At 44.8% G+C, this 11,916-nt stretch carries 9 protein-coding genes and 1 riboswitch; of the genes, 1 reads left to right on the forward strand and 8 read right to left on the reverse strand.

All coding sequences use genetic code 11. The features are described from left to right. Positions 1 to 66: 66 nt before the first annotated feature. From AC1DXF_RS13695 to tsaE, 7 genes are all read right to left on the reverse strand, one after another. A complete protein-coding gene (locus AC1DXF_RS13695) occupies positions 67 to 405 on the reverse strand; it encodes a four helix bundle protein (protein WP_477449301.1) in 339 nt (112 codons plus the stop codon). 53 nt (positions 406 to 458) lie between these two features. After that, positions 459 to 4,148, reverse strand: a complete 3,690-nt coding sequence (gene metH, locus AC1DXF_RS13700) for a methionine synthase (protein ID WP_477449302.1) — start codon at positions 4,146 to 4,148, stop codon at positions 459 to 461. 155 nt (positions 4,149 to 4,303) lie between these two features. Beyond that, positions 4,304 to 4,414: riboswitch (SAM riboswitch) on the reverse strand. Positions 4,415 to 4,549: 135 nt separating this feature from the next. Beyond that, positions 4,550 to 5,278, reverse strand: coding sequence for a Bax inhibitor-1/YccA family protein (locus AC1DXF_RS13705; RefSeq protein WP_477449303.1), 729 nt, complete (start codon positions 5,276 to 5,278; stop codon positions 4,550 to 4,552). A gap of 375 nt (positions 5,279 to 5,653) precedes the next feature. Further along, positions 5,654 to 6,646 (reverse strand): YihY/virulence factor BrkB family protein, encoded by a 993-nt coding sequence (locus AC1DXF_RS13710; RefSeq protein ID WP_477449304.1) that lies wholly within the window; start codon positions 6,644 to 6,646, stop codon positions 5,654 to 5,656. Positions 6,647 to 6,733: 87 nt separating this feature from the next. After that, positions 6,734 to 7,381: a M15 family metallopeptidase gene (locus AC1DXF_RS13715; protein WP_477449305.1), complete on the reverse strand. Its 648-nt coding sequence runs from the start codon at positions 7,379 to 7,381 to the stop codon at positions 6,734 to 6,736. Between the two features lie 40 nt (positions 7,382 to 7,421). After that, positions 7,422 to 8,648, reverse strand: a complete 1,227-nt coding sequence (locus AC1DXF_RS13720) for an alanine dehydrogenase (protein WP_477449306.1) — start codon at positions 8,646 to 8,648, stop codon at positions 7,422 to 7,424. Positions 8,649 to 8,702: 54 nt separating this feature from the next. Then, positions 8,703 to 9,119, reverse strand: a complete 417-nt coding sequence (gene tsaE, locus AC1DXF_RS13725) for a tRNA (adenosine(37)-N6)-threonylcarbamoyltransferase complex ATPase subunit type 1 TsaE (protein WP_477449307.1) — start codon at positions 9,117 to 9,119, stop codon at positions 8,703 to 8,705. A gap of 259 nt (positions 9,120 to 9,378) precedes the next feature. Between tsaE and AC1DXF_RS13730 the strand changes: the two genes are divergently transcribed. Further along, positions 9,379 to 10,164, forward strand: coding sequence for a DUF1835 domain-containing protein (locus tag AC1DXF_RS13730; RefSeq protein WP_477449308.1), 786 nt, complete (start codon positions 9,379 to 9,381; stop codon positions 10,162 to 10,164). 172 nt (positions 10,165 to 10,336) lie between these two features. On the opposite strand, the gene AC1DXF_RS13735 is transcribed toward AC1DXF_RS13730, so the two are convergent. Next, positions 10,337 to 11,896 carry a glycoside hydrolase family 10-like protein gene (locus AC1DXF_RS13735; RefSeq protein WP_477449309.1) on the reverse strand — a complete coding sequence of 520 codons (1,560 nt, stop codon included), beginning with the start codon at positions 11,894 to 11,896 and terminating at the stop codon, positions 10,337 to 10,339. Positions 11,897 to 11,916 lie beyond the last annotated feature (20 nt).

An 11,916-nucleotide genomic window follows, 5' to 3' on the forward strand; every position in this document is an offset into this window, starting at 1 on the left:
GTAGGTTGTGTGTTGAAAGTTGTAAGTAAAAAGATTTATTCAGAACTAAAATATCTGATGAAACCATTAAGCAGTTTTCTTACGAATTTCCAATTGTGATAAGTATTTGTCGAGTTGTGGTTTTTCAATGAAGTTCAAATCGCTACTTAAAAAGAGTTGTGTTTCTAATTCATATAATGATCCTCTTGCTATATAGAAAAACTGAAGGCTGTCCTTTTTATGATTTCGTCCACATCCTTCTGCGATATTCGATGGGATAGACACCGAACACCTTCTCATTTGATTGCTTAACCCAAATTGCTCTTCTTTTGGAAATGAACGTGTTGCAGAATATACTTCGCTAACAAGCTTCCTTGCTTCAATCCAAACATTTAATTCTATGTATTTTTTATAATCGCTTTGCACGTCGTTTAATTAAAGCTTTTTTCTCATACAACTTACAACATTCAACACACAACTCAATAATTTATATTAGGCCCCAACCACCTCTCGATGTCCTCAAGCGGCATTTGTTTCCGCAAAGCGTAATCCTCAACCTGGTCCTTACTTATCTTCCCTAATCCAAAATACCTTGCCTGCGGGTGTGCAAAATAGAACCCACTTACAGAAGCGGCCGGTGTCATCGCTAAGCTCTCAGTCAGGTGCATTTTGGCAGCATCTTCCGCTTTCAGTAACTCAAACAAAGTTGTTTTCTCCGTGTGATCCGGGCAGGCAGGATAGCCTGGGGCCGGGCGGATACCCTGGTACTCTTCTTTGATCAGTTCGTCGGCATTTAGCTGCTCGCCTTTGCTGTAGCCCCAGTATTCTTTACGTACCAGTTCGTGCATTTTTTCGGCAAAGGCCTCGGCAAGGCGATCGGCAAGGGCTTTGGCCATGATGCTGTTATAATCGTCATGGTCGGCCTCAAATTCGGCAACCAGTTCATCGCAGCCAATGCCTGTGGTTACCGCAAAGCCTCCAAAATAATCCGGCACTCCGCTTTCTTTTGGTGCGATAAAATCCGACAATGCATAATACGGATCGCCTTTAACCTTTTCGGCCTGTTGGCGCAGGGTATGGATGCGGGTTAACAACGTACTGCGACTTTCGTCGGTATATAGTTCAATGTCATCGCCTACGCTATTAGCCGGCCAAAAACCGATAACGCCGTTTGCATGCAGCAGTTTTTCTTTTACTATCTTTTTTAACAACACCTGGGCATCATCAAAAAGCTTTTTGGCTTCATCGCCTACAAACTTATCGGCAAATATCTTGGGATAGCTGCCGCGCAATTCCCAGGTGTGGAAAAACGGTGTCCAGTCGATATAAGGAACTAATTCTTCCAGCGGATACGATTCAAATACTTTGGTACCGGTAAACGTTGGCTTTGGCGCTACATCGCCGTCCAGGCTAATCTGGAAACGGGCCTGCCTTGCCTGGTCGATGGTAACAAAACGTTTATCCGATTTTTTATTCAAATGCGCTTCGCGGGATTTGGCATATTCCTCCTTTATGTTTTTGATATAGGCATCCCGGCCATCGCGGTTCATCAGGCTGCTACACACGGTAACACTGCGCGATGCATCCAGTACATGGATTGCAGCGCCCGAGTAATGCGGATCGACCTTAACGGCCGCGTGGATACGCGAGGTAGTAGCCCCGCCAATAATCAGCGGAATAGTAAAACCCTCGCGCTCCATCTCTTTAGCAAAGTGCACCATCTCATCCAGCGACGGCGTAATCAAACCACTGAGGCCGATGATATCTACATTTTGCTTTTTAGCCTCTTCAATAATGCGTTGTGCCGGTACCATAACGCCCAGGTCAATCACCTCAAAGTTGTTACAGGCCAAAACTACGCCTACTATATTTTTACCAATATCATGCACATCGCCTTTTACGGTGGCCATCAATATTTTACCGGCGTTTGCACGGCTTCCGCTACTGTCTTCGCCTGCATCAATAACCCGTTGTTTTTCAAGCTCGATAAATGGCAGTAGGTAGGCCACCGCCTTTTTCATTACCCGGGCCGATTTTACCACCTGTGGCAAAAACATTTTACCGGCGCCAAATAAGTCGCCTACTATATTCATGCCGTCCATCAAGGGGCCTTCAATTACTTCCAGCGGTTTGCTGTATGTTTGGCGGGCTTCTTCTACGTCATCATCCAGGTATTCAATAATACCTTTTACAAGCGCATGCGATAATCTTTCCTGTACGGTTCCTTTGCGCCATTCTTCATCGCGTACAACTTCTTTACCTTTACTTTTAATGGTATCGGCATATTCAACAAGGCGTTCGGTTGCGTCATCGCGGCGATTAAGCAGCACGTCTTCTACCAGCTCAAGCAGGGTTTTATCTATTTCCTGGTAAACTTCCAGCATGCCGGCGTTCACAATACCCATATCCATACCGGCGCCAATGGCGTGGTATAAAAATGCCGAGTGCATGGCTTCGCGCACCACATTATTCCCCCTGAACGAGAAGGAAATGTTGCTTACCCCGCCGCTTACTTTGGCATGAGGCAGATTTTGTTTTATCCAGCGGGTGGCCTCAATAAAATCAACCGCGTAATTGTTATGCTCTTCTAAACCGGTTGCAACGGTAAGGATGTTTGGGTCGAAAATGATATCCTGCGGAGGGAAACCAACCACGTTAACCAAAATATCATATGATCTTTTACATATCTCAATACGGCGTTGTAACGAATCGGCCTGGCCGGTTTCGTCAAAAGCCATTACTACCGTGGCGGCACCATAGCTCAGGATTTTACGGGCCTGTTCAATAAATTTTTCTTCGCCCTCTTTAAGCGATATGGAGTTTACGATGCCCTTACCCTGGATGCATTTTAAACCCGCCTCAATAACCGTCCATTTTGATGAATCGATCATGATGGGCAGTTTGGCAATATCCGGTTCGGATGCTACCAGGTTCAGGAATTTCACCATCACCGCTTCCGAATCGATCATGCCCTCGTCCATATTGATGTCGATAACCTGGGCACCGCCCTCTACCTGTTGCAGGGCAACGGCTAATGCGGCTTCATAATCTTCGGCTAAAATAAGTTTCGAGAATTTTGGCGAACCGGTGATGTTGGTACGCTCGCCCACATTTACAAAAATGCTGTCGGGCTTTATGGTCACCGCTTCCAGGCCACTCAGGCGCAGGTCGGGTTCAATTTCGGGGATAAGCCTTGGGGGGTATTTGGCTGCCTTTTCGGCGATGCATTTGATGTGCTCGGGCGTGGTGCCACAACAACCCCCCACAATATTTACCAAACCGGCTTTAATAAAATCATCAACCTGGTGGGCGGTTTCATGCGCGGTTTCGTCGTACTGGCCAAACTCGTTTGGTAAACCAGCATTAGGGTAGGCAGATATAAATACATCTGCTTTCTCAGATAGTTCGGCCAAATGCGGTCTCATTTCTTTGGCACCCAAAGCACAATTTAAACCTACTGAAAGCAGGTTGGCGTGACGGATAGAATTCCAGAAAGCCTCTACCGTTTGCCCGGAAAGGGTACGACCGGAGGCATCAGTAATGGTACCGGAAATCATGATAGGCAGATGCTTGCCCGACTCGTGGGCGTATTTATTGATAGCGAACAAGGCTGCCTTGGCATTCAGTGTATCAAAGATGGTTTCAACCAATAATAAATCCGATCCGCCATCAACCAGGCCACGCACCTGGTCGTAATAGGCGTTGGCCAAATCATCAAAGGTAACGGCACGGTAGCCCGGGTCATTAACATCTGGCGATAGGGAGGCAGTACGGTTAGTTGGCCCTATGGCACCGGCCACAAAGCGCGGTTTTGCCGGATTTTTTTGGTTGTATTCGTCGGCCACTTCGCGGGCAATACGGGCGCCTTCGTAACTAAGCTCATAGGCCAGTTCCTCCAGCTTATAATCGGCCAGTGAAATAATTTGTGTGCTGAAGGTATTGGTTTCAATAATATCGGCGCCGGCATCCAAATACTCGGCATGGATGGCCTTGATAATATCCGGGCGCGTAATATTCAAAAGGTCATTATTCCCCTGCAAATCACTATGGTGATCTTTAAACCTTTCCCCACGAAAATCCTTTTCGGTAAGCTGGTACCGCTGTATCATGGTACCCATAGCCCCGTCAATTACAAGGATGCGTTTTTCTAATTCTTTTCTAATGTTCATGGTTAGTATCAAGTAGTTAGTATCAAGTATCAAGTACGGAAACTCCGGCGCCTGATTTTTAATTAGATCAACGCAAAAAAATCTTGCTACTTGATACTAATTACTTGCTACTAAAAAAAAGCTTACATCGAAAAGTCGGGTGTTCAATTGACTTTCGCTTATCTTTCCCAGGGCTGTTTAGCTGGCTGAGTAGAATGTAGCACCTTGTGAAGCACAGGTTGCTAAGACATCGCAGGGTCTAATCCCTCCGTCTTTCTCCATAAGCAGTGCAAAGGTGCATAATAAAGCCGTAAAATGCAATAGTTTATATGCCAGGCTATGTGTACGCTAAGTAAATTTATATCCACAAAAAAAGCTGCCTTTGCGGGGCAGCTTTTTAATAATAATTTGTTGGTTGTTTATTATCGCCTGCTACCAAAAAGACGCAGCATTGAAGTAAACAAGTTAATAAATGTAGTATAAAGCACAAATGCGCCCATGATCACCAGTTTTTTTGACTCTGCACTTCCATACTCAAGTCCGGCACCAATTCTTTTCAGCATTTGCATGTAGTAGGCTGTTAAACCAACCATCAATACAACAAATACAAAGCTAAGCACGTAGCTTAACTGAGGGCTACCTAAAAAGAAGTTAACCATGGCCACAGCAAATGCACCAAAAAAGATGATGATTAAAATTGAACCAAATTTGGTTAAATCCATCGTGGTAAAATATCCGGCAATAGCCATTATGCCAAAAACTACAGCGGCGCTGATAAATATGGTAAATATTGACGTTGCTGTATAAATAAGGCCGAAAATGCTCAGGCTTATACCAACTGAAGCGGCGTAGGCAATAAACAAAAACAAAATAACCGGGTATGATAACCTGTTGAGGCCAAAGCTTATGACCATTGAAAAAGCAACCGGTGCAAATAAGGCTACATAGCCTAAAGTTGAAAATCCCTGCGTTGCAGGGTTAACAATCAAATTCATCAGGTTTTGATTTAAGAAGAATTCGAAAGCGCAAAAAGCAGAAATGCCTAATGCAATAAACATCCATGCAAATACTTTACCCAAATATTTACGGGATGCATCGTCCTCTGTTAATTGTATAACGTTTTTATAAACGTATTGATCTTTAGTTTCCATTTTTTGATAATAAATTACTACACGAATATACGAAGAATTGGTGAATATATTGTGAAGGGTAGTATCAGGTCAGGGAAATCGCTTTTAAAATTAAAGACAAACAGGAGGCACCTACGGAGCCAAATTGTGCGGGTGGGTGTAATACTATAAACACGTGACTCCGCTGGAGTCAACAGTTGCAGGTTTATAACTCCAGCGGAGTTTCGTGTTTATAGTAAAAAAAGTAACAGTTTTTGGCTCCGTAGGTGCCTCCTGTTTTAAAAGCGATTTCCATGAATATCAGGTAGTTAGTACCAGGTATCAAGAAGGCTGCGCACATCAAACCAGTCCGAAAGTCTTTTGTCAGAAAGTCAAAATCTTGCTACTTGATACTAACTACTTGCTACTTTCTTTAATTTCTTCTTTTTTCAAATGCCCCTGTAATTGTGGATTTTGAGGTGGTAAGCTTTTTACATGGCGCTCTACCTCTGTTTGCTGTACCGACACAGCGTAATCTGCCGGTTCTATGTGGCTGCCAATGGCCTCGGCATATACCTGTGTAAATTCGGCGCCGATGTACAATATGGCCGATGTATAATAGATCCAAACCAGGATAACTATTATCGACCCGGCTGCGCCGTAAGCCGAGCCCTGGGCGGTGTACTGGATGTATAAGCTGATCAGGTATTGCCCCAACATAAATAGCAAGGCGGTAAAAAACGCGCCGGTGCGCACATCTTTCCACCTGATTTTTACATCGGGCAAAAACTTAAAGATAATGCCAAACAAGGTAGTTATCACAATAAGCGTGAGCGCGAGGTTAATCCCTTTCAGCAGAAACCCTGTTACAATTGGAAAAAAATGTGCTATCCTTCCCTTTAAAGCATCAAGTACAAGGTTTATGGTAAGTGTTGCCAATAGTAAAAACCCAAGGCTTATAACTAGCGAAAAGGATACAAAACGATTTTTAAGCAATTGGATCCAACCACTTTTAGGTTTGGCTTTTACCCGCCAAATGGTATTTAATGAATCCTGTATCTCGATAAAGATACTGCTGGCGCCCAATAATAAGGTAACTGTGCCAATTACCACAGCCAGGCCCGATTTGCCCGAAAGTGCTAAGTGCGTTAAAGCATCCTGAATTTGCCGCGCCGGTCCCGAGCCAACATAATGGGCTATTTGCGGATAAAGCCTGTCGGTAGCCGCATCCTGGCCAAAAACAAGGCCGGCTACTGATATTATAATGATTAGCAACGGGGCTATGGAAAAAACAGTGTAATAAGCCAGCGAGGCGCTTAGTTTCAGCCCGTTATCATTTGCAAAGCCCTTGAAGGTAGCTATTAACACTTTCCAAAGCTGTTTTAAATATTCTTTGCTGATAACTTTCATGTTTACCATATCAATCATTTTATTGCCCTCCTGCAATTGGCGAGCAATTATAGTGCCTTTGTCGCTTTAAATTACTTCCGGTTGAATTTATAATGCCGTAAACGGAATATCGGCCAGTTGATAATTGCGCCACCCGTCAAAATCATAATGCCACCACTCGGTATTCAGTACCGTAAACCCATGCGTACACATGATTGTTTTAAGCAGCTCGCGATTAGTCGTTTGTTGTGGTGTAGCACCTGCATAATTAGCCGATGCCTTTCTACTGAAACTATCAAAGCCTGTGGGCATATCCAGTTCTTTTCCGGTTTTAAGGTCGATCAATGTAAGATCGATAGCGCAGCCCCGGTTATGTTTGGAGCCGAATTTTGGATTGGCCACAAAATTGGTATCGGGCGTGGTTTCGTAAAACGCTACCGTGACCGAATAAGGCCTGTAAGCATCAAATATTTTTAAGCCCAGGCCCCGTGTTTTTAAATCAGCCTCAATATCCTTTAAAGCTTTTACCACGGGCAATCTTGCGTATGCCTTAGCTCGCCTGTACATAGCCCTATGCATAAAGTTGTTGGTTGTAGCATAGCGGATATCCAGTTTTATAGCCGGGACGTATTTTATAATTTCAACCAGGCGCTTATTTGAATCGGCTTTTACCTGTTTTTTATACCCGGTAATACCACAAACGCGGGCGCTGTCAATATATTTATAATGCTGCGCAGGGGCATTATAGCCAACCATAACAAGGGCAAAGATAAACAGGCAGCAACGCATCATACCATTACCTGTGCGATACAATGAGCAGGTCAAGGTCCTTACATGGGATTGAAAACCGCTCGCCAATGTATTTATTGGTGAGCTGCCCCTGGTAAATGTATACCGCATTACGTACGCCCGATTTTTGCCATATCACGTTTTTAATACCTCCCTGCTCGCCAATATCCAGCAAAATGGGGGCAAAAATATTGGTGAGGGCATAGGTAGCAGTACGGGCAACCCTTGAAGCGATATTGGGCACGCAATAATGAATTACATCGTATTTGCGGAAAACCGGGTGTGTGTGGTTGGTAACCTCCGAGGTTTCAAAACACCCGCCCTGGTCAATGCTTACATCAATCACCACCGAATCGCGTTTCATGCGGCTTACCGTAGCTTCTGATATGATACACGGGCTGCGGCCATCCTCGGCACGGATGGCGCCAATGGCCACATCGCAGGTGGTAATAGCTTTTTCTAACACGATAGGCTGAACCACGGAGGTAAACACCCGGGTCCCGATATTATTTTGTAAGCGGCGCAGCTTATATATTGATGGATCAAAAACCTTTACTTCGGCGCCTAATGATATAGCTGTGCGGGCTGCGTATTCGCCAACGGTACCGGCGCCCAATATCACAATTTCTGTAGGCGGAACGCCGGTTATACCACCCAGCATCAACCCTTTACCTTCAAAAACATTGCTTAAATATTCGGCGGCTATCAGTATAGATGTGGCCCCCACTATTTCGCTCATGGCCCTTACCACGGTTAACGAGCCGCCTTCATCAAGCAAATGCTCAAAACACAGGGCGGTAACATTTTTTTTCATGAGGGCGTGCAGGCTGTCGGCTTTTAGGGTAGCCAGCTGCAGGGCCGAGATCAGGATCTGCCCATGCTTCATCATTTCGATTTCCTGCACCATAGGCGGGGCAATTTTAATGATAATATCGGCTTCGTAAACAGTTTTGGTATCGTAAACAATCAGGGCGCCCTGTTCGCTGTAATCCTTATCGCTAAAATTGGCAGCCTGCCCGGCATTGCTTTCCAGCATTACCCGGTGCCCGTTATTAACTAACAGCGCAACCGAAAGCGGCGTAAGGGGGATCCTGTTTTCCTGGAAGGAAATTTCTTTGGGGATACCAATAAATAACTGGTTCTTTTTGTTTTTAACCTCCAGCATCGACTCCTGGGGCTGCATCATGGCCTGCCTGGCAACATCCGAAAACCCGCTGTATTTCCCTGAACTCATGTATGTGTGTTTTTCTGGCTGATGAAGATAAGAAAAAAGGATGTATCCTGAAAACTAAATATTTTCGATATTGACCTGCCTCGATCCATCGTCCAAAACCTTGATACTGATGTTGGAATAGTGTTCGGGCAGCAGATCAGGGATCTTTTCGGGCCATTCAATAAAGCACCAGGCGCCGGCATAAAAGTATTCTTCATAGCCCATATCCAGCGCTTCGGTTTGATCTTTAAGGCGATAGAAATCAAAATGATAAATTTTATCCTTTGCCGTGTGGTATTCGTTAACGATAGAAAACGTAGGGCTGCTAATATTATCCGTAGTACCCAGGGCCTTGCATAATTCTTTGATCAGGGTGGTTTTACCTGCGCCCATATCGCCATAAAATAAAAAAATGCGGTTATTGCCCGCGTGCTCAATAATGGATTGGGCCGCCTGGGGTAAGTTGGATATGGATGGAATGGTTAGTTGCATGAGCACTTGTATTTTACGTTTGTCATGCTGAGGTACGAAGCATCTATTTGCGAACTTTTATGGTGATGATGCCTGTCGCCGGGTAGATCCTTCACTACGTTCAGGATGACAAAAGTCTTCCCGTCAAAAATAATCAAATATTCTCAACCGAAAATTTCAAAATTCATTGAATGCTTAAGCAAGATATTCACAAAAATATTTCAAAAAAATGCAATTTTTTTATACAAAAACGTTGTTTATTTACAAAAAAGTGCAACTTATGAGCAATATTCTGCATGTACTTAACGGCGATTCGACGCTGCATAGTTTTAACCAAACCGGGCTGGATGGCGACGTTATGGTTTGGCGCGAGGTTTTATCCGAAGGCCCCCTGGAAGATGATATCTCGGCCGCCGGATTTTGGAATGATCGTTCCAGATGGATTGGCGAAACTTTTAAGGAAACTGCCGCAGGATATCAACATAAGGTGATTGATGAACTGGGTAAACTAAACGGCACGTACGATGAAATTAATCTTTGGTTTGAGTTTGATTTGCATTGCCAGGTAAACCTGCTGGGCGTAATGCAAATGCTGAACCGGCAAACCAATATGTCGGCGCCTGCCATTTTCCTGATCTGCCCCGATGAATTCCCCGGCGTCGACGATTTCAGGGGTATCGGCCAGTTAAACAGCGATCAACTTGAAGACCTGTATGATGGCCGTGTACAACTGAGCGAATGGGAATTTGAATTGGCTGCCCAGGCATGGCCTTTATACGTTAAGGGTAATGCCGATGAATTAGAACAATGGCTTAATGAAAATTCCTTTTGGGGCGCGTTACACCTATTAAAACCTGCGCTGCTTGCACATTTAAAGCGGCTAAGGGTTAATGCCGGCGGATTAAACTACGTAGAACAAAAGCTGCTTGATATTTACAACAGCGGTATAAAAACCAAACCGGAAATTTATCAGGCATTCTGGTCGACAGAAAAAATATTTGGTATGGGAGATAGCGAGATTGATACCTACCTTGATCGCCTGAGCGAAAAACAACTCATAAATTAATCTGCCGGTGTGCCCGCAATGTTATCAAGTTAAGAAATTACGATCGATTTAAATATCGAACACTGAATGTCCAATATCGAATAATGAAGGAAAACTTCGGTGTTGGATATTCGAAATGCGTTATTCGATATTATTTGTGCTTATTTTTTACCTAATGACATCAGGCCTACCACTACGGCACCGTGACCGCTATGGTTGGCGACCGTTCGCTCTCGTTCTTCATCCTGTCAAGCGCCGTTACTACGTAAAAATAGGTTTTACCTTTTTGTACGGTATTGTCATCGTAGGCTGGGTTGGCATTATATTGAATTTTCAGGATGTTTTTAGGGTCGTCAATATTTATCTTCTCGTTATTATCAAAACGGTATATCACGTAGCCGTAAACCGGTTCTTCGTCTTTGGCCAAAGTGGGTGTCTGCCACCTTACCGCTACGCCTCCTCTTATCGCCGGGCGGGCGGTAACGTTTAAGGGCGCATTGGGGCCTATCGAATCGCGCCAAAGCATTACCGGGGGTAGGGCGGGGTACCGGTAATAATTATCTCTTAACGAATCTGTTATGCCCAAAGGATTATTGGTGAGCGAGCTGGAACTGAAATAAACGCTTCCCTGTATCCTCGGGTTATTCCTCATAAGGGTTATCTGGCTGGGCAGCTGGTTAGGGTTTTTAAATGCCAGGGTTTTACGCTCGTTAATACGGTAGGCGGCCTGGCCAATGTACAGGTGCCTGCCAAAGGTATTTTCGCTCCACCAGGTTAGTAGTTTATCAAACGCGGCAGCGCGGTTACCAATAGGCCAGTATAGCTGCGGGTTTATATAATCAATCCAACCCTCTTCCATCCATTTGCGCGAGTCGGCATAGTTTTCGTAGTAGGATGAGCCGCCGTTGGTTTCAGACCCCTCGTCATTTTGAGCCTTATTGGCCCAGATGCCAAACGGACTGATGCCGAATTTGATATTAGGATCATGGGCGTGTACACTGTCGGCAATCATTTTTATCAGCAGGTCAACATTGTGGCGGCGCCAGTCTTTTATATTATCAAAGCCCTGCCCGTATTTAGCATAGGTATCCTCATCATTTATTTTTTGGCCGGCAATGGGGTAGGGGTAAAAATAATCGTCCATGTGCACGCCATCTATATCATAATTATCTACCACATCCAATATTACCTGTACAATGTAATCGCGCACTTCGGGCAGGCCGGGGTTAAAAGTTTTGATGCCGCCATAGGTAAAAAACCACTCGGGTTTTATCCGGGTAATATGCTGCGGGCTAAGCGCCGCAAAGTTGCCATCAAATGTTGCCCGGTATGGGTTAAACCAGGCATGCAGTTCCATGCCGCGTTTGTGTGCTTCGGTAATGGCAAATTCCAGCGGATCATAACCCGGGTTTTGGCCTTGTTTACCGGTTAGATATTTTGACCATGGTTCGCGGCTTTTGGCATAAAGGGCATCGGCGGCAGGCCTTACCTGCAGCATAATGGCATTAATCCCGGTTTCCTGGTGCGAGTTCAGGATATCCAGCAATTGTTGCTTTTGCTTTTCCATGGTAAGCTTTGTACTTGTCGGCCAGTCAATATTTACCACGGTTGCTATCCACACACCCCTGAATTCGCGCTTGGGCTGGGTTTTAACAGCGGTTGGCGCATCGGCGGGTTCGGCCGGTTGCGCCTTAGCGTTTGTAATAATAAACAGTGTAATTACCAGGAGTAAAATATAACGGGATATATGCATTAAAGCCGATTTGTTAAAGC

The sequence above is a fragment of the Mucilaginibacter sp. P2_A5 genome, assembly GCF_056404995.1.

Coding starts and splice junctions, on each gene's coding strand:
- metH (WP_477449302.1), bottom strand. CDS start 4,148: ATGAACATTAGAAAAGAATTAGAAAAACGCATCCTTGTAATTGACGGG.
- AC1DXF_RS13705 (WP_477449303.1), bottom strand. CDS start 5,278: ATGGAAACTAAAGATCAATACGTTTATAAAAACGTTATACAATTAACA.
- AC1DXF_RS13710 (WP_477449304.1), bottom strand. CDS start 6,646: ATGAAAGTTATCAGCAAAGAATATTTAAAACAGCTTTGGAAAGTGTTA.
- AC1DXF_RS13715 (WP_477449305.1), bottom strand. CDS start 7,381: ATGGTTGGCTATAATGCCCCTGCGCAGCATTATAAATATATTGACAGC.
- AC1DXF_RS13720 (WP_477449306.1), bottom strand. CDS start 8,648: ATGAGTTCAGGGAAATACAGCGGGTTTTCGGATGTTGCCAGGCAGGCC.
- tsaE (WP_477449307.1), bottom strand. CDS start 9,119: ATGCAACTAACCATTCCATCCATATCCAACTTACCCCAGGCGGCCCAA.
- AC1DXF_RS13730 (WP_477449308.1), top strand. CDS start 9,379: ATGAGCAATATTCTGCATGTACTTAACGGCGATTCGACGCTGCATAGT.
- AC1DXF_RS13735 (WP_477449309.1), bottom strand. CDS start 11,896: ATGCATATATCCCGTTATATTTTACTCCTGGTAATTACACTGTTTATT.